Here is an 18266-nt window from a genome sequence, read left to right on the forward strand (position 1 = left end):
TAGGTCCATGACGTGCTGCCTACCGAACATCGGCTGAGGCGGCGCGAGGACTTCGCGACCGCGGTACGCCGGGGACGCAGGGCCGGCCGCCCGCTCCTCGTAGTGCACTGTCGTAACGGCGCAACGGACCCGCACGCAGCTGGGGGAAGTGTTCCCCCAGCGCGTGCGGGTTTCGTCGTGAGCAAGGCCGTTGGCGGAGCCGTCGTCCGCACCAAGGTCAAGCGGAGACTGCGCCATCTCGTGCGCGACCGGCTGGACCGGCTGCCCGCCGGTAGCCTGGTTGTGGTACGGGCCCTGCCCGGCGCGGGTGAGGCGGAGTACGACCAACTGGCCCGCGACCTGGACGCCGCCGTCGAGCGGCTGCTGGGAGGGGCGCCGAAAGGCTGCAATCCCACCGGGGCGGTGACCGACGGCGGCCGCGCCGCTGGCCCCGGGAAGCCCGGACGGGACCCGGGAGGGAGCGCACAGTGAAGTACCCGCTGCTGCTTTTGATCAAGATCTACCAGTGGACCATCAGCCCTCTGTTGGGCCCGGTCTGCAAGTACTACCCGTCGTGTTCGCACTATGGCTACACGGCCATCGACCGGCACGGCGCGGTGAAGGGGACTGCGCTGACCGCCTGGCGCATTCTGCGGTGCAACCCGTGGTCGCTCGGTGGCGTCGACCACGTCCCTCCCCGGAAGCGTCCGGTTTGGCATCAGCGGCTGAGGAGCCGTCTGGGCGGGCCCACCGTCCCTGAGCCTGTCGCCCAGCCCGAGACTCAGCCCAACGCCCAAGGAGCCTGATTCGTGGACACGATCCTCAGTCCTCTTTATTACGCAGTTTCCTGGATCATCGTCCAGTTCCACTCGTTCTACAGTTTGATCTTTGACGCGAACAGTGGAGCTGCGTGGGGTCTGTCCATCGTCTCGCTGGTGGTGCTGATCCGTATCTGCCTGATCCCGCTCTTCGTGAAGCAGATCAAGTCGACGCGGAACATGCAGGCGCTCCAGCCGAAGATGAAGGCGATCCAGGAGCGTTACAAGAGCGACAAGCAGCGCCAGTCCGAAGAGATGATGAAGCTCTACAAGGAGTCGGGCACCAACCCGCTCTCGAGCTGTCTCCCGATCCTGGCGCAGTCCCCGTTCTTCATCTCCCTGTACCAGGTCCTCAGCCACATCGCGCAGAACAAGACCGTCGGCTTCATCGACCCGACGCTCCTGGCGAGCGCGCAGAAGGCGCACATCTTCGGTGCGCCGCTCGCGGCGAAGTTCATGGACAGCGCGGAGAAGATCCAGAGCCTCGGCGCTTCGGTGACCGACGTCCGCGTGGTCACGGTCATCATGATCGTCCTGATGTCGGCGTCGCAGTTCTACACCCAGCGCCAGCTGATGACGAAGAACGTCGACCTGACGGTGAAGACGCCGTTCATGCAGCAGCAGAAGATGCTGATGTACGTCTTCCCGGTCATGTTCGCCGTCTTCGGCATCAACTTCCCCGTCGGTGTCCTCGTCTACTGGCTGACCACCAACGTGTGGACCATGGGCCAGCAGATGTTCGTCATCCGCCGCAACCCCACCCCGGGCAGCAAGGCGTTCACCGAGCGTCAGGAGCGGCTGCGCGCCCAGGGCAAGCTGGTCGAGAGCCCGGCCGAGGTCGCAGCGAAGGAGGCCGCCGAGGAGGCGCGCCAGAACCGCCAGCAGCCCAAGCGGCAGACCAAGGCCAAGCGTCAGGGCGGTGCCGGTGCCGGTACCAGTGCACCGACCGGGTCCGCGCAGAACCGCACGCGGGCGAGTTCTACGGCGGGCAGTAGCGAGGCTTCGCAGGACGCCAAGGAAAAGGGTGGTACGCCCGCCAAGGGCGGCGCCTCCGGATCCCGTAACACCAAGTCCGGGCAGCGCAAGGGCCAGCAGCGCCCCAAGCACCCGTCCAAGAAGTAAGAAGGAGTCCTTACGTGACGGACACGACCCCTGGCGCCAAGGGCACCGACACCCTTACCCGCTTGGAGCAGGAAGGCGAGATCGCCGCCGACTACCTCGAGGGCCTGCTGGACATTGCGGACCTCGACGGTGACATCGACATGGACGTCGAGGCGGACCGTGCCTCGGTGTCGATCGTCGGCGACTCGGACAGCCGCGATCTGCAGAAGCTGGTGGGCCGTGACGGCGAGGTGCTGGAGGCGCTCCAGGAGCTGACGCGGCTCGCGGTGCACCGTGAGACCGGCGACCGCAGCCGTCTGATGTTGGACATCTCCGGCTTCCGGGCGCGCAAGCGCGAGGAGCTCGCCAAGGTCGGTACGAGTGCGGCGGAGGAAGCCAAGAGCACTGGCCAGCCCGTGAAGCTTGACCCGATGACGCCGTTCGAGCGCAAGGTCGTGCACGACGCGGTGGCAGCGGCCGGCCTGCGAAGCGAGTCCGAGGGCGAGGAACCGCAGCGCTGCGTGGTTGTTCTCCCGGCCTGACGCCTCGCGCTCAGTCTTTCTTTGGCCCCGTCTGCTCGCAGGCGGGGCCAAAACTTGTCAGCCTTCTGTGTTATCCCCGGTCGTAACGCCGGGTTCCCGGCAGGAAAAGCAGTCCAGAGGAAGGGCGGTTCCCGTGACCGAGGCATCAGCGGAGCTCCCTCCCGCGCCGAAAACGGCGCAGGAGGTATTCGGCGAGCGCTTTCCGGAGGCCGTGCGGTACGGCGAGCTGCTCGCCGATGCGGGCGTGAAGCGCGGGCTGATCGGTCCGCGCGAGGTGCCGCGGCTGTGGGAGCGGCACCTGCTGAACTGCGCGGTGCTTTCCGAGGTGGTCCCTCAGGGCGTCTCGGTGTGTGACGTGGGTTCGGGTGCCGGGCTGCCCGGCATTCCCCTGGCGCTGGTGCGCCCGGACCTCAAGATCACGCTCCTGGAGCCGCTGCTGCGGCGGACGAACTTCCTTCAGGAGGTCGTCGAGCTGCTCGGACTGGACCATGTCACGGTGGTGCGCGGCCGTGCGGAAGAAGTCATGGGCAAGCTTCCGCAGGTGCATGTGGTGACCGCGCGAGCCGTCGCGCCGCTCGACCGGCTGGCCGGCTGGGGGGTGCCGCTGCTGCGTCCCTACGGCGAGATGCTGGCGCTCAAGGGCGACACCGCGGAGGAGGAGCTCAAGTCGGCCCGTGCAGCGCTGAGCAAGCTCGGTGTGGTGGACACCTCCGTCGTGCACGTCGGCGAGGGTGTGGTGGATCCGCCGTCGACCGTGGTGCGCGTCGAGGTGGGAGAGAGCCCCGGTGGGGTGCGCTTCGCCGCGAAGCGGGCGAAGGCGGCGCGTACCAGCCGGGTGTCGCGGGGGCGCCGACGCTGATGGTGGACTGAGGAAGGGGCCCTGATCTGCTGGTCCGTGGTGGGCGTAGGCGTCCACGGAATAGCAGAAAGGGCGAATTCCGCAGGTGCCACAAAAAGCCACAAGACGGAGTGTCGCGGCTTATTCGGACGCGGCGCTGGCATCGTGTTTCACGTGAAACGTCGTTCTCTGCTGCAAGGGATCATCAGCCGCGGTCGTGCGGCTGCCGAGCCGCACGACCGGAAACCCACACGGGTCACGAAAGTATCCACAGGGGCGGGTTCATCCACAGGAGAACGGACCTCACTGGTTCGCGATACCGAAAGCATGGCAGGCTCTCACCATTGTGAGCCTGATGTCGAGGAGAGTGAATCCTTGCGGTCCGACGCCAACATCGCGGGACCGATGACCGATCCGGTCCCCGGTCCCCGCAACGAGTCGTTCGGGGACGACGTTTCACGTGAAACGCCGCCCCTGATGGACAACACACCGGTAGGTCGCGCAGCGCAGCTGGCGGTAGGGGCCATGGGCCGCGTAGGCGAGGGGTTGCCTCGTCCCGAAGCGACCCGCGTCATGGTGGTCGCCAATCAGAAGGGCGGGGTCGGCAAGACCACCACCACCGTGAACCTCGCGGCGTCACTGGCGCTGCACGGAGCTCGGGTGTTGGTGATCGACCTCGACCCGCAGGGCAATGCGTCGACAGCCCTGGGGATCGACCATCACGCCGAAGTGCCCTCCATCTACGACGTGCTGGTCGAGAGCAAGCCGCTCTCCGACGTCGTGCAGCCGGTGGTGGAAGTGGAGGGGCTCTTCTGCGCCCCCGCCACCATCGACCTGGCCGGTGCCGAGATCGAGCTGGTCTCGCTGGTGGCACGCGAAAGCCGGTTGGACCGCGCCATCAAGGCGTATGAACAGCCCCTGGACTACATCCTCATCGACTGCCCGCCCTCGCTCGGCCTGTTGACCGTCAATGCGTTGGTCGCCGGCGCCGAGGTGCTGATTCCGATTCAGTGCGAGTACTACGCGCTCGAAGGTCTGGGGCAGTTGCTGCGGAACGTCGAACTGGTGCGGGGGCATCTCAACCCCAAGCTCCACGTCTCGACCATCCTGCTCACCATGTACGACGGACGTACCCGTCTTGCCTCACAGGTTGCCGACGAGGTGCGCAGCCACTTCGGCAATGAGGTGCTCCGGACGAGCATCCCCCGCTCGGTACGCATCTCGGAAGCGCCCAGCTACGGACAGACGGTGCTCACCTATGACCCGGGATCCAGCGGTGCGCTCTCGTACCTCGAAGCAGCCAGGGAGATTGCGCTCCGGGGGGCTCCCCAGCAGCCCGGAGAGCAGGGCCTGAGTGTGAACTACCAAGCACAGCACACCATCTCGGAGGGGACTCAGTGAGTGAACGACGCAGGGGGCTGGGCCGCGGGCTGGGTGCGCTGATCCCCGCCGCACCGCAGGGCACGGACCAGTCCGGGCCGGTGGTAGGACGGGGAACCACGTCACCGTCGTCCGGACCGGTTCTGGCACCGGACCGCGGAGTGGCGGCCGCCAAGGTGGCCTCGCTGCCGACGCCCGGTGTTTCACGTGAAACAGAGGCGCCGGCGGGTACGCAGAGCGCGAGCGATCTTCCGGCTGAGGTGGCCGGCGCACACTTCGCCGAAGTGCCGCTGGATGCCATCCGGCCCAACCCGCGGCAGCCGCGCGAAGTCTTCGACGAGGACGCCCTCGCCGAATTGGTCACCTCCATCAAGGAGGTGGGCCTGCTCCAGCCGGTCGTGGTCCGTCAGACGGCGCCGGGGCGCTACGAGCTCATCATGGGCGAGCGACGCTGGCGAGCCTGCCGAGAAGCCGGGCTCGAGAAGATCCCGGCGATCGTGCGCGCCACCGAAGACGAGCGGTTGCTGCTCGACGCGCTGTTGGAGAACCTGCACCGGGCTCAACTGAACCCTCTGGAAGAGGCCGCTGCCTACGACCAGTTGCTGCAGGACTTCAAGTGCACCCATGACGAGTTGGCCGACCGGATCGGGCGTTCGCGACCGCAGGTCACCAATACGCTCCGGCTGCTGAGGCTGTCGCCTTCGGTGCAGAAGAGGCTCGCGGCAGGAGTCCTCTCCGCGGGACACGCCAGGGCTCTGCTGTCGCTGGACGATCCGGAGGAGCAGGACAACCTCGCGCGCCGGATCGTGGCGGAGGGGCTTTCGGTCCGGTCCGTCGAGGAGATCGTGACGCTCATGGGGTCGAGCCCCACGAGCGCTGGCAAGGCGAAGAAGCCCCGGGCGGGTGCTCGGGTCTCCCCCGCGCTCACCGGCCTGGCTTCCCGTCTGTCCGACCGCTTCGAAACCCGGGTGAAGGTCGACCTTGGCCAGAAGAAGGGGAAGATCGTCGTCGAGTTCGCCTCGATGGAGGACCTGGAACGCATCCTCGGCACCCTTGCTCCGGGCGAGGGCTCCGTCATGGGAAGCACGTCGGCCGACGAGGGCGCCGACGAACAGTGACCTGACGTGTGAGGCTCGGGGCGAGCCGTGTTCCGGAGACTGATACCGGAACACGGCTCGCCCTTTGCTTTCTGGCAGTACCCGCGCCCATAAAGGGTGGATACGATGCGATCGGGTATGGCACGCATCCACGTGGAGAGACCTCACATCGAGGAGAGGGCCATGCGATCAGTGAGCCGCACCGGACTGCTGGTGGCGGGGTTCGGCCTCGCAGCCCTCGGAGGGTTCGTTGGTGGTCTGCTCAGGGAGCAGGTGGCGCTGACAGCACTGCGCGGTGCGGCAGGCGAGGGAAGCGAGGACCTGGTTCCATGGGCCGTCGGCTCGTACCGCTCACGCTGGACAACCTTCCAGATCTCCCCAAGCGCTGTCGCTCCTGCGTCTTCTGGGAGCTCGACCCCGTCAGCGGCGAGGCCGCGGTAAAGGCGGGACGTCCAGAGCTGGAGAAGGAAGCCTGGATCTCAGCGGTACTGCTGGAGTGGGGATCGTGCGGGCGCGTCGTCTACGTCGACGATGTGCCGGCTGGATTCGTCATGTACGCCCCGCCGGCTTACGTCCCGCGCTCCACGGCCTTCCCCACGAGCCCGGTGTCACCGGATGCGGTGCAGTTGCTGACGGCGTGGCTGACTCCTGGCTACCAGGGGCAGGGGCTCGGGCGGGTGATGGTCCAGACGGTGGCCAAGGATCTCATCCAGCGGGGCTTCAAGGCGATCGAAGCGTTCGGTGACGCGCGCTGGACCGAGCCGGCGTGTGTGCTGCCCGCCGATCATCTTCTGGCCGTGGGCTTCAAGACCGTGCGCCCGCATCCCCGGTTTCCCCGGTTGCGGCTTGAGCTACGAACCACGATCTCGTGGAAGGAAGACGTCGAGCTTGCGCTGGACCGTCTGCTCGGAGCCGTGCAGAAGGAGCCCGCGCTCCGACCGTTGTAGGCGGCCGCAGCGATGTTTCACGTGAAACATCGCCAGGTGTTTCACGTGAAACAGGCCCGCCCCCACGAAGGGGCGGGCCTGTTTCACGTGAAACGTGACGTCGTGCCTCAGGCGAGGAAGTCCGCCAGGTCGCGCTCGATGGCGGCCTTCGGCTTGGCACCGACGATGGTCTTCACGACCTCGCCGCCCTGGTAGACGTTCATGGTCGGGATCGACATGACGCCGTACTTGGCGGTGGTGGCCGGGTTCTCGTCGGTGTTGAGCTTGGCGATGACGATCTCGTCGTGCTCGGCGGCAATGGCCTCCAGGGACGGGGCGATCTGGCGGCACGGGCCGCACCAGGTGGCCCAGAAGTCCACGAGAACGGGCTTGTCGCTCTTGAGGACGACCTCTTCGAAGTTGGCGTCCGTGACGGTCACCGTGGCGCCGGCCATGGCAATCTCCTTACTGGGTGGGTGATGGGAAAAGCTGTGTGGTGCGCGGGTCAGGCGGAAGCGGTCTTCTCCGGCTCGGCCGTGGCCTCACCGTCGGAGAGCGCCGCGAGGAACCGCTCGGCATCAAGGGCCGAGGAGCAGCCCGTGCCAGCAGCGGTGATCGCCTGGCGGTAGGTGTGGTCGACGACGTCACCGGCCGCGAAGACGCCCGCGAGGTTTGTGCGAGTGCTGGGCGCATCGACCTTGAGGTAACCCTCGTCGTCGAGGTTCAGCTGGCCCTTGAAGAGCTCGGTCCGCGGGTCGTGGCCGATCGCGATGAAGAGGCCGGTGACCGGAAGCTCGGAAGTCTCGCCCGTCTTGACGTTGCGCAGCGTCAGGCCGGAGAGCTTGTTCTCGCCGTGGACCTCGGCGACCTCGCTGTCCCACACGAACTTGATCTTCGGGTCGGCGAAGGCACGCTCCTGCATCGCCTTGCTCGCCCGCAGCGCGTCGCGGCGGTGGACGACCGTGACGGACTTGGCGAAGCGCGAGAGGAAGGTGGCCTCCTCCATCGCGGTGTCGCCACCGCCGATCACGGCGATGTCCTGGTCCTTGAAGAAGAACCCGTCGCAGGTCGCGCACCAGGAGACGCCACGACCGGACAGCTCGTCCTCGCGCGGCAGGCCGAGCTTGCGGTGCTGGGAGCCGGTGGCGATGATGACCGCCTTGGCGTGGTGGACCTTGCCCATGGTGTCGGTGACGGTCTTGATCTCCTCGGTGAGGTCGACCGAGACGATGTCGTCCGGCACCAGCTCGGCGCCGAAGCGTTCGGCCTGGGCGCGCATGTTGTCCATCAGATCCGGACCCATGATGCCGTCGCGGAAGCCGGGGAAGTTCTCCACGTCAGTGGTGTTCATCAGTGCGCCACCGGCGGTGACGGCGCCTTCGAAGACGAGCGGCTTCAGGGACGCGCGGGCGGTGTAGAGCGCTGCGGTATAGCCCGCGGGCCCGGAGCCGATGATGATCACGTTGCGGACGTCGCTCACGGGTGTCTTCCTTGTCTCTGCCGACGGCTTGCTGGGGTCTCGGAACTCTCACCCCACCCAACGGATCCTAAGGGGCGAGCATTCCCGGAGTGCCACAGCGCACGTGCCGGCGTTCAGTCTCGTCGATACGAGTGGGTCAGGAGGACCTTCCCCGGAGCCGGCGGACTGCTGGAGATACAGGAAGCGGTGACGACGTAGGCGGACACGCTCTTCGGGTCGGACGGATGCGGCAGCACCACCAGGAACGCGTCCTTGCCCTCATAGACGCTGCGCGTGGCGGCCAGCGGCTTCTCGGGGCGACCGATGCCCTGGCGTACACACGACGGGACGGTGTCCGCCTCGCCTCGGAAGGGTGTCTCGGGAGAGCTGCGGGTGCCGATCTCCGGCGCTTGCTGAGACTTCTTCGTGGCAAGCAGCTTGTGGACGTCCGTCCCGAGCGTCGCGACCGTCAGTCCCGATGGGGATTCTCCGCGGGCTGAGGCGGAACTGTTCTGCCTGGTGGCTTCAACGCCGCCGTTGCCGCCGCTCTGGATCAGCAGCCCACCGACGCTGAGCACCGCGGCGGCAGCCGCCGAGCCGAGCAGAACCCGTGGCCATCGTCGGGAGCGTGACGTACGGCGCCCTGGCGTTTGGCGGCCGGGCCCAGATGTGCCGCGGGCTCGCCTGCCCGGCGATACGGACGGGGTGGTAGGGGCGGCTGCCTGCCCGCTGGTTTCACGTGAAACAGGGGAGGGCGCGGCCGATGTTTCACGTGAAACCGGCACCGGTTCGGTCGATGTTTCACGTGAAACGGAAGCGTGGCTCGGCGATGTTTCACGTGAAACGAGAGGCTCGCCCTCGGAGGTGACGGCATCCAGGAGCGCCTCGGCGGCGAGGGCGGCATCGATGCGCTCAGCGACATCGGCCGGCATCCGCGTCGGACCGGGGAGCGTGCCGAGGAGTCCTCGGATCTCGTCCAGGGACACACGTACGTCTTCGCACAATGCGCAGCTAGCCAGGTGGTCCTCTAGATCCGCGGTGCGTGAGGGGGAGAGCAACCCGTCCGTGAGATCGGAGATCTCGGAGACCTCCGGGTGCTCGCCCGCGCCGGTTGTCGACGTCACGCTCGCCCACCTCCGCCCTTCACGGCATCTGTGCCCTTCGGTCCTGCCGTCGGTGGGACGGATGGCCCCTGCGCCCGGTTCCTTCCCCCGGCCGCGGGATTGCTACCCCCGCCGTCGCCGCGCAGATGGGTGACCAAGGGCAGGAGCCGAGCTCGGCCTCGTGAGCAGCGGCTCTTCACCGTTCCGGTCGGTACGCCGAGGATCTCAGCGGTCTCCGCGACCGAATATCCCTGCATGTCGACGAGTACGAGCGCGGCACGCTGCTCCTCGGGGAGGGTGCGCAGCGCGACGAGGACTTCGCGGTGGAGGTCTTCCCGTTCCGCCGGGAGTGCCGCGGATTCTTCGGGTTCGAGGAGCTGTTCCAGTCGCTCTGTTTCGGCGACCGGTGAGGTGCGGCGCGAGGCTGCCTTGCGGGCCCGGTCGAGGCAGGCGTTGACGGTGATGCGATGAAGCCAGGTCGTCACGGCGGATTGACCGCGGAACGAGTGTGCGGCGCGATAAGCGGAGACGAGTGCGTCCTGAACGGCATCAGCTGCCTCTTCGCGATCACCGAGGGTCCGTAAGGCCACGGCCCACAGCCGGTCGCGGTGGCGGCGGACGATCTCCCCGAACGCGTCGGGGTCACCTTTCACGTGCAGCGCAAGGAGATCAGCGTCGGTTGGTGTTGAAGCCTTGTCGCTGTCGGTGGACACGGGCCCCCCGGCCGTAGCTGTCTGATCTCGGTCCCATTGAAGCCCGCCCGATGACGAATGTAAATGCTGGGAGAGGCACCTCGGCGAGCGGAGATGATCTACGTGTGCAGAGGGGCGTGGATACGGGAGCCGGTGCGGCCTTGCGGCCGTTCGACTGCCGTATCCACGCCCCTCGGGGAGTGCGCGTGCTCAGCTGGTGAAGGACACCTCGGTCACGCCCTGCTTGTAGCCGGCGCCGCTGTAGGTGTCCTGCGGTGAATAGGGCATCGCTGTGATCCACACGACGACGTAGCGCGTCTTCGCGGGGGTCTTGAGCGTGACCTTGGCCGTTCCTCCCGAGGTCTTGGCCGTACCGAGCTCCTGCATGGAGCTCAGCGGCTCGGACGGTGAGAGGGAATCGGCCGCGTAGAGCGTCACCGTCGTGTGGTCACCGGTGTAGTGCAGCCCGATGGACGCGGTGCTTATCCGCTGCTTCGAGCCGAGGTCATAGACCAGCCCGACGCCCTTCTTGAAGGCCGGGTTCAGATCGGGGCCCTCGCGGTAGCTCTTGCTGCGCCAGTAGGTCGAGGGGTCCCTGTCGTAGGTGTCCCGCGCCTCGTCGGGGTGCTGCGGCTGCCCGTCGGGGTAGTACTCGGCGCCGTCCACGATCTTGATCGCCTTGCCGTCGGGCTTCGTGGCGCCGCCGGCGGTCTGCGAGTTCCCCGGACTGTCCTGGTCGTTCTCCCGCTTCAGCAGGGTGTCCGCCAGCTGCCAGCTGCCCAGCCCCAGCGCGGCGATCAGGAGCGCGGACACCGACCACTTCAGCGCCTTGCCGGTGCGGCTCTGGAGCGGGGGCGGCGGCGCGGCGACGGGCTGCGTCGCCTGCACCGACTGACCGTTGTGGCCCCGCGGCTGGCCATAGGAACCCTGCTGGTACCCCGTGCGCTGGTACGGCGGCGGAGTCGAGAACGCGGTCTCCGGCGGACGGATGCGCGGCATCGCGGCGACCGCCTTGGCCAGCTCGTCCGGCGTGGTGCACGCCGGCTCCTGGCGGGACGCGGTGGCCCCGTCGTTGACCAGGGCCCGCATGGCGAGCTCGGACAGCCCCCGGTGCACGCCCGCGCGCACCTGGTCCGGCGCGATCAGGCCGACGCCCTTGGGCAGGCCGGTCAGACCGTAGGCGTCGTTCTCGTAGGGCCAACGTTGGGTGAGGGCGGCGTAGAGCAGCGCGCCGATCGCCTCGGTGTCCGTGCGCTGCGGGTGCTCGCAGGAGATGCCGCGCAGCGCCGCCATGACGGCCAGGCCGCGGATGCGGTACTGCCCGGACTCCGTGCGCAGCACCGAGCTGGGCGTGAGGCGCAGGTGGGACAGGCCCTCGCGGTGGGCGGCGGCCATGGCCTGCGAGACCTGGCTGACGAGCTGGTAGGCGTCGTGCGGTTCGAGCGGCCCGTTGGCGAGGACCGTCGCCAGCTCGGTGGCGTCCGGCAGCCACTCGTGGACGACGTAGACCAGGTCGTTGTCCTCGACGGCGTCGAGGACCTGGACGAAGCGTGGGTCGCCGAGGAGGGCGGAGGCCCGGGCGGCCGAGAGAACCGGACGGGCCCTCGGGTGGTCCGCGGGCAGGACGTGCACGCCCACCGCCCGGCGGAGCTTCTCGTCCACGGCGCGCCAGCTGCTGAATCCGTCCAGACGGGTGACGCACTCCTCGAGCCGGTAGCGTCTGGCGAGCTTGTGGCCGCTGTGGAGTTCGGGTGGCTTGGAGTCGGTCGCTTCGGCACCCTTGTCGTCGGTGCCTGCAGTGTCCGTTTCCGTGCTGGATACCTTTTCGGCCTCCGCACCGTCGTCCGTGGCCTGACCCGCCTTGGCGGTCAGCGGCTCTTCGCCGCTCGTGTCGGCCACGTCGACGGCAGCCGTGCTCCGTTCCGCCACCGTCGTTCCTGCCTCCCCATCCGTTGCAGGCTCAATGAGCCAAGACAATTGTGCCCACAGTCCGCCACTATGCACGACACACGGTGGCAGTCGATGGTTGTGCCCGGTCAGCGTCCCAGCTTGGATCTGACCATGCCGACCAGGGCGTTCAGCTCCTCGATCCGCATTTTTCGGGCGGCGAGGTAGAAGACGGCCAGAAGTGCGGCGGCGCCGCCGATGAGGGCGGCGAGTGATCCGACGAGTCCGGTGCCGAGTGCCTGCATCAGGACGTACACCAGGGCGCCGGAAACGATCGTGGCGGGGACGCTGGCGCCGGCCAGCCGCGCGTAGGTCCGCACCACGTGTGCGGTGTCCAGGTCGCCGTTCATCCGCTTGCTCAGCCGGCGCCAGGCCACGCCGACGCCGATCACGTACGCCAGGCCGTAGGACGCCGCCATGCCGATCACGGCCCAGCGAGCGGGCAGGAGCAGGAAGCAGAGCGCGGAGGCCGCGGCGTTGACGCCGGCGACGATCACCGTGTTGTAGAAGGGGGTGCGGGTGTCCTCGTACGCGTAGAAGGCGCGCAGGACGACGTACTGCACCGAGAACGGGATGAGGCCCACGCCGAAGGCCATCAGCATGTAGCCCATCGGGATGCCGGCGCCGGACGAGCCGTAGACCAGCGTGCACAGCGGGATGCCGAGCGCGAGGAATCCGAACGAGATCGGGACGATCGCCACGGCCGAGGTCCGCAGGCCCTGGGAGATGTCGTCCCGGACGGCGCCGGTGTCGCCGTCGTGGGCGGAGCGTGCGAGCCGGGGCAGCAGCGCCGCCATGACGGAGACGGTGATGATCGCCTGCGGCATGTTCCAGATCAGCTGGGCGCTGGCGTAGGAGATGAAGCCGGTGCCCGGGTGGCCCTGGCGGTCCGCGGTGTTTCCGGCCCAGGTGGAGAGCTGGGTGACGACCAGGACGCCGGCCTGGTTGGCGAGGACGAACAGGACCGTCCACTTCGCGAGCTTGGCGGCCTTGCCCAGGCCGTGGCCGCGCCAGTCGAACCGGAGCCGCAGCTTGAAGTCGGCGTCCCGCAGGTACGGGATCATCGCCAGCGCCTGGACCACCAGGCCGAGGAGGGTGCCGATGCCGAGCAGGCGGATGCCCTCGTCGGGGATGGTGGTGACGCCGATGTGGGAGGTCTTCGCCGTGCCGTAGACCCAGATGAACAGGCCGAAAGTGGCGATCATGACGATGTTGTTGAGGACCGGGGTCCACATCATCGCGCCGAAGCGACCGCGGGCGTTGAGGATCTGCCCCATGACGACGTGCAGGCCCATGAAGAAGATCGTGGGCACGCAGTAGCGGGTGAAGGCGACCGCGACCTCGTTGGCCGCCGGATCCCTGGAGATGTCGAACGAGACCAGCTTGACCAACAGCGGTGCGGCGAACACTGCCAATACGGTCAGGACGCCCAGGACGACGACGACCAGGGTGAGGAGCCGGTTGGCGTACGCCTCGCCGCCGTCTTCGTCCTCCTTCATCGCGCGGACGAGCTGCGGGACGAAGACGGAGTTCAGGCCGCCACCGATGGTCAAGATGAAGATCATCGTCGGCAGCTGGTAGGCGACCTGCCAGGAGTCACCGAGCACCGCGCCGCCGAGCGCCGCGACGATCAGCGCCGAGCGGACGAAGCCGGTGAGCCGGGACACCATCGTGCCGGCGGCCATCACCGCGCTGGACTTCAGCAGTCCGGAGGCGCGGCCCCCGGACTGCTTGCCGGCCGCCGCCACGGGGGCGGGCTCCGGCGCGGGCTCCTCGGTGAGCTGCTGCGCCACCGGCTCCGGGCCGGTGGGGGACGCCACCGGCGCCTGTGGCGCCTGTGGGGCCTGCGGCCCTTGCGGGGCCAGGGGGGCCACGGGGCCCGGCGCGGGGTGCGGCAGCTGGTAGGGCTGTTGCTGGTCGCGGAAGAGGTGGGCGAACGCGTCCCGCTCGGGCTGTTCGTCGGCGCCCTGGGCCGTCAGCGCGTCGCCTCCGGCCAACTGCATCGTCGTGTCGGGATCGCCGTACGAAAGATCGTGGGTCGGGGCCTGAGGCCCCGCGGGCGCCGGCGCCGGCCACTGCTGCGGGCCGGGCGGCTGCTGGTACAGGGGGTGTGCGGGCTGTCCCGGGGACGGCGGGGGCGCGGCCTGGCCGTAGCCGGGCTCGGCGGTCGGACCCTGGCCCGTCGGGGCGGGCGACGCGTACGGGTCGTTGCGGTAGGGGTTCTGCGCGTACGGGTCCTGGGCGTACTGGTCCTGGTCCGCAGGGGGCGGCGGCGTCGGAGGGACCGCCCCCGAGGGATCGCCATGGGCGCCCCGGCCGCGGTCACCGTCGTACGGCGCATTCATCGCTGCCCCACCTCATCCGTCGCCGGCCATCCGGCCCCGTCGTCTATCAACGGTCCACTTTCTCACCTGAGCCGGACGGCCCGGACTTCTCCGAACCGGTGTCCGGCGTGGGCTCACCCGGCTGCCCGGGGGCGTCGCCGCCCGTGCCGCCGTCGTCGTCGCCCTTCTCGTCGGCGGCGGAACCGCCGTTGTCCTCGCCGTTTTCCTCGTCGTCGGTCTCCTCGGCCGCCGCCCGCTTGCGCTGGAGGTAGATCCGGACGCCAGCGAGCACCAGCAGGAGGACACCGCCGGCGATGACGAGCATCACAGTGGCGGTGATCTCGGTGACGTTCACGCGGAACGTCATCGGCTCACCGTAGGGCTTGCCGTCCGCGGTGTAGAGCTGGGCGGTCACCCAGGCCAGACCGTTGGCGTTCGCGGTGGTCTCGAACTTGAACGACTGGCTGTGCCCGCCGTCCACCTTGATCTGCTGGCTCTTGCCCACGTCCAGACGGTTGGGCTGCGACGAGGTCAGCCGCAGGGTCAGGCCCTGGACGCCCTGCAGGAGGTTGTTCTGGACCGTCACCGGGATCGTGGCGCTGCGCCCGGAGAGCGTCGCCTCCGACTTCGGGATCAGGCGGACCTTCTTGGTCAGGCCGCCGAGGTAGCCGCGGACCGAGGTCCGGAACGCGGCAGCCCCCTTGTCGTCGCCCCGCCATGACGTGGACATCTCCCGCATTATGGCGTTGCCGAAGGGGGTGACCACGCGCTCGGGCTGGGCCAGGACCACCTGGAAGTCGTCCAGCGCGGTCTGGGTGTCCTCGATCTGCTGGAACGCCTCGATGGGGAGCTCCTCCCGCCGCAGGAACGACGGGTAGGCGGAGCGGCTGGGGATCTGGCGGTTGGCGTTCGGGTCGGGCTTGGCCTTGGCCGCGTCACCGAGCTTCGTCGGCTGGACCCAGCTGGCCTGCTCCAGGTTCCGCAGCGCGCTGGCCATCGCCTGGGCCTGGGGCGCCGAGGGCATGCGCTGCGGCGCGACGACGACGCTGCGCTGCTGCTCCGGGTTCTCCAGGCCGATCATCTGGGCCTCGGCGAGGAACTCCTGGATCGCCAGGCTGGCGTTCCCGGACTTCGACATGTCGCCTTCGAAGGCCCGGGAGAGCTGGGTGTCGGCGACGATGGCGGTGTTGCCGCCGCCGATCGGCCGGGCGGCCGTCGGGGTGTAGGAGAGGCCGTCGTCCCGCAGGCTGTCGCTGCGGGTGATGACGTTGTGGGCACCGGCCGACGTGGCGACGTCGACGATCGAGGAGTCGATGGCGCCGTTCACCGGCCAGGTGAAGTCGGTGCGTGGCTTCACGCCCAGGATGGTGTCGACCGTCTTCGAGGCGAGTTCGGTGGCCGGACCGAGGTGGCCGAGTGCACTGGGCACGCTCTTGCCGTGGTGCGCGAGCGAGGCCAGGTCCGGGTCGCCGAACGGCAGGGCGACGACCTCGTGCCCCTTCACGGCGTTCTCAAGGTCGTTGAGCCACTGCATGGCGACGGCCTGGTTCTTGCCCATCGGGCCGTCCGGGCCGTGCACGCGGTACGTCTTGGTCATCGCTTCGACGGACGCGAGCAGGTCCGGATCGATGACGAAGGTCACCGGGAGGTTCTTGCCCAGCTCGATCATCTTCTGCAGCCGGCCGCCTGGGGCGATCTCCGCCGCCAGGTCGTCGTTGCGGAACACCGGAGTCTGCTGGGCGTCTGCGCCGGTCTCGGCCGTCAGGTGGGTGGTGGAGATCAGCGGCCACAGGTAGGTGAGCTGGGTCTTCTTCGCCGGGGCGGCGTCCTGCCAGGGCAGGAAGGTCCGGTCGATGCCGAGCACCTGGTCGTACGACGAGCTCGACGTGTGTCCGGACAGGGTGATCCCGAGCGGGTAGACGCCGTCGGCGCTGAGGCCGAGGTCCTTGACCGGGACGTTCACGGTGAAGGTCCGGCTGGCTCCCGGGTCCAGTCTGTCGACCTTCTCGGTGTGCTTGGCGATCTCCTCGCCGTCGGCTCCCGGCTGGTACCCGGTGCGCTTGGTCACAGCCTCGATGGAACTGCGGTCGTTCAGCGCGGCCCCGCGGTGGAGCCCGACGTGGGCGCCGGTGATCGGGTTCTTGCTGTCGTTGGTCAGTGTGCCGGAGACGGTGACCGTGTCGTCCTTGCCGGGCGCGGCCGGGGACATCGCGTTGATCGTGACGCTGACCGGGTGGGAGCCGGCCGAGTCGGCCCTCGCCGTGGCCGCCTGCGGGAGCTGCAGCGACGCCACGAGCAGGGGCACTCCGGTGAGCAGCGTCACGGTCCTTCGCAGCCACCGGCCACGCGGCCGTTCAGTCGCCTGGAACCCTGCCGCATCGGCCACGCGCTCGCCCGTCCCTCGTCGTGATCAGTGGTCGTCGGAATGTGCGTCCACGAATGGTAACGAGGCCCGGCGCGCCGTAGTGCCGCGGACTGCGCCACATGATCACTACGCCGGAAATCCGTGTGCGCTTGTCCCCTTTATTAACGTGACGCCGGGTGCCGCGCGGCCACGTACCCTTTTCTGTTGTGCCGAACGCCAACGATGACTTCCCCACCCCGCAGCCCGAGCGGACCCCGCAGCAGACGGACGCGCTGAACCACGTGCAGCGCCGCGCCGTGAGCGAACTGCTGCGGGTGTCCCCCGTCGCGGACGACCTGGCCCGCCGCTTCCAGGAGGCCGGTTTCACGCTTGCCCTGGTCGGCGGATCGGTCCGGGACGCGCTGCTCGGCCGGCTCGGCAACGACCTGGACTTCACCACGGACGCCCGGCCGGAGGACGTACTGAAGATCGTCCGGCCGTGGGCGGACGCCGTCTGGGAGGTCGGCATCGCCTTCGGCACCGTCGGCTGCAAGAAGAACTCGTTCGACATCGAGATCACCACCTACCGCTCCGAGGCGTACGACCGCACCTCGCGCAAGCCGGAGGTGTCGTACGGCGACTCGATCGAGGACGATCTGATCCGCCGGGACTTCACGGTCAACGCGATGGCGGTGCTGCTCCCGCAGAAGGAGTTCGTCGACCCGCACGACGGTCTGGAGGACCTCGCGGCCCGCGTGCTGCGGACGCCGGGGACGCCGCAGGAGTCGTTCTCCGACGACCCGCTGCGGATGATGCGGGCGGCGCGCTTCGCCGCCCAGCTGGAATTCGAGGTGGCGCCCGAGGTCGTCGAGGCGATGACCTCGATGGCGGAGCGCATCGAGATCGTCTCCGCGGAACGGGTCCGTGACGAGCTGAACAAGCTCATCCTGGCTCCGAACCCGCGCAAGGGGCTGCGACTGCTGGTCGACTCCGGGCTCGCCGACCGGGTGCTGCCCGAGCTGCCCGCACTGCGCCTGGAGAGCGATGAGCACCACCGTCACAAGGACGTCTACGAGCACTCGCTGACCGTGCTGGAACAGGCCATCGACCTGGAGGACGACGGGCCCGATCTGGTGTTGCGGTTGGCGGCGCTGCTGCACGACATCGGCAAGCCCAAGACGCGGCGCTTCGAGAAGGACGGTCGGGTCTCCTTCCACCACCACGAGGTGGTCGGAGCGAAGATGACCAAGAAGCGCATGACCGCGTTGAAGTACTCCAACGAAATGATCAAGGACGTCGCGCGGCTGGTGGAGCTGCACCTGCGCTTCCACGGGTACGGCACCGGAGAGTGGACGGACTCCGCGGTGCGCCGCTACGTCCGGGACGCCGGCCCGCAGCTGGGGCGCCTGCACAAGCTGACCCGCTCGGACTGCACCACCCGCAACAAGCGCAAGGCCGGCGCCCTGTCCCGCGCCTACGACGGGCTGGAAGAGCGCATCAGGCTGCTTCAGGACCAGGAAGAGCTGGACGCGATCCGCCCGGACCTGGACGGCAACGCCATCATGGAGATCCTCGGCATCGGTCCCGGCCCGCAGGTCGGCAACGCGTACAAGCACATGCTGGAGATGCGGCTGGAGCACGGCCCGTTGGAGCACGAGGCCGCGGTGGCGACTCTCAAGGAGTGGTGGGCCGCTCAGAGCTGAGTCGGCCGAGGCT

Annotated in this window: 15 protein-coding genes and 1 pseudogene; 9 read left to right on the forward strand and 7 right to left on the reverse strand. The window is 68.5% G+C overall.

All coding sequences use genetic code 11. The features are described from left to right. Positions 1-12: 12 nt before the first annotated feature. The 8 genes and pseudogenes from rnpA to ACLJT4_RS05160 all read left to right on the forward strand — a co-directional run. A pseudogene (gene rnpA, locus ACLJT4_RS05125) lies at positions 13-381 on the forward strand (ribonuclease P protein component); the annotation flags it as partial. Between the two features lie 86 nt (positions 382-467). Then, complete coding sequence (yidD, locus tag ACLJT4_RS05130; RefSeq protein WP_006604423.1) at positions 468-785, forward strand: membrane protein insertion efficiency factor YidD; 318 nt, start codon at positions 468-470, stop codon at positions 783-785. Positions 786-788: 3 nt separating this feature from the next. Then, complete coding sequence (yidC, locus tag ACLJT4_RS05135; RefSeq protein ID WP_275463876.1) at positions 789-1919, forward strand: membrane protein insertase YidC; 1131 nt, start codon at positions 789-791, stop codon at positions 1917-1919. A 14-nt stretch (positions 1920-1933) separates the two neighbouring features. Next, positions 1934-2440 (forward strand): protein jag, encoded by a 507-nt coding sequence (locus tag ACLJT4_RS05140; RefSeq protein ID WP_275463875.1) that lies wholly within the window; start codon positions 1934-1936, stop codon positions 2438-2440. A gap of 133 nt (positions 2441-2573) precedes the next feature. Next, positions 2574-3299, forward strand: coding sequence for a 16S rRNA (guanine(527)-N(7))-methyltransferase RsmG (gene rsmG, locus ACLJT4_RS05145; RefSeq protein WP_037632570.1), 726 nt, complete (start codon positions 2574-2576; stop codon positions 3297-3299). Positions 3300-3605: 306 nt separating this feature from the next. Further along, positions 3606-4679, forward strand: coding sequence for a ParA family protein (locus tag ACLJT4_RS05150; protein WP_411121678.1), 1074 nt, complete (start codon positions 3606-3608; stop codon positions 4677-4679). Then, complete coding sequence (locus ACLJT4_RS05155; RefSeq protein WP_411121187.1) at positions 4676-5776, forward strand: ParB/RepB/Spo0J family partition protein; 1101 nt, start codon at positions 4676-4678, stop codon at positions 5774-5776. Before ACLJT4_RS05150 ends, ACLJT4_RS05155 begins: the two co-directional genes overlap by 4 nt. Positions 5777-6084: 308 nt before the next feature. Continuing rightward, positions 6085-6702, forward strand: a complete 618-nt coding sequence (locus tag ACLJT4_RS05160; RefSeq protein WP_233657252.1) for a GNAT family N-acetyltransferase — start codon at positions 6085-6087, stop codon at positions 6700-6702. A 107-nt stretch (positions 6703-6809) separates the two neighbouring features. Here the strand turns inward: ACLJT4_RS05160 and trxA are convergent, their stop codons facing one another. From trxA to ACLJT4_RS05195, 7 genes are all read right to left on the reverse strand, one after another. Further along, on the reverse strand, positions 6810-7136 hold the full coding sequence (gene trxA, locus ACLJT4_RS05165) for a thioredoxin (RefSeq protein WP_016571638.1): 327 nt from the start codon (positions 7134-7136) through the stop codon (positions 6810-6812). A 50-nt stretch (positions 7137-7186) separates the two neighbouring features. Beyond that, positions 7187-8161: a thioredoxin-disulfide reductase gene (gene trxB / locus ACLJT4_RS05170; protein ID WP_411121188.1), complete on the reverse strand. Its 975-nt coding sequence runs from the start codon at positions 8159-8161 to the stop codon at positions 7187-7189. Between the two features lie 113 nt (positions 8162-8274). Then, on the reverse strand, positions 8275-9264 hold the full coding sequence (locus ACLJT4_RS05175; protein WP_411121189.1) for a hypothetical protein: 990 nt from the start codon (positions 9262-9264) through the stop codon (positions 8275-8277). Then, complete coding sequence (gene sigM / locus ACLJT4_RS05180; RefSeq protein WP_275463870.1) at positions 9261-9956, reverse strand: RNA polymerase sigma factor SigM; 696 nt, start codon at positions 9954-9956, stop codon at positions 9261-9263. The genes ACLJT4_RS05175 and sigM overlap by 4 nt, the downstream gene beginning before the upstream one ends. A 189-nt stretch (positions 9957-10145) precedes the next feature. Continuing rightward, positions 10146-11864: a serine/threonine protein kinase gene (locus ACLJT4_RS05185; protein WP_376172719.1), complete on the reverse strand. Its 1719-nt coding sequence runs from the start codon at positions 11862-11864 to the stop codon at positions 10146-10148. Positions 11865-11971: 107 nt separating this feature from the next. Continuing rightward, the gene (gene murJ / locus ACLJT4_RS05190) at positions 11972-14227 is read right to left on the reverse strand and encodes a murein biosynthesis integral membrane protein MurJ (protein ID WP_411121190.1); all 2256 of its coding nucleotides are present in this window, start codon (positions 14225-14227) and stop codon (positions 11972-11974) included. A gap of 46 nt (positions 14228-14273) precedes the next feature. Continuing rightward, positions 14274-16529: a DUF6049 family protein gene (locus tag ACLJT4_RS05195; protein ID WP_411121191.1), complete on the reverse strand. Its 2256-nt coding sequence runs from the start codon at positions 16527-16529 to the stop codon at positions 14274-14276. Between the two features lie 248 nt (positions 16530-16777). Here ACLJT4_RS05195 and ACLJT4_RS05200 point away from each other — a divergent pair, with 248 nt between their 5' ends. Continuing rightward, the gene (locus ACLJT4_RS05200) at positions 16778-18253 is read left to right on the forward strand and encodes a CCA tRNA nucleotidyltransferase (protein ID WP_411121192.1); all 1476 of its coding nucleotides are present in this window, start codon (positions 16778-16780) and stop codon (positions 18251-18253) included. The last annotated feature ends 13 nt before the right edge of the window (positions 18254-18266 follow it).

Origin of the sequence: Streptomyces sp. x-19, assembly GCF_046549115.1 — a bacterium.
GTDB lineage: Bacteria > Actinomycetota > Actinomycetes > Streptomycetales > Streptomycetaceae > Streptomyces > Streptomyces albulus_C.

Excerpts from the sequence above, each read along its gene's own strand:
- murJ (WP_411121190.1), bottom strand. The coding sequence starts at position 14,227 with ATGAATGCGCCGTACGACGGTGACCGCGGCCGGGGCGCCCATGGCGAT.
- ACLJT4_RS05150 (WP_411121678.1), top strand. The coding sequence starts at position 3,606 with ATGGCAGGCTCTCACCATTGTGAGCCTGATGTCGAGGAGAGTGAATCC.
- ACLJT4_RS05160 (WP_233657252.1), top strand. The coding sequence starts at position 6,085 with ATGGGCCGTCGGCTCGTACCGCTCACGCTGGACAACCTTCCAGATCTC.
- trxA (WP_016571638.1), bottom strand. The coding sequence starts at position 7,136 with ATGGCCGGCGCCACGGTGACCGTCACGGACGCCAACTTCGAAGAGGTC.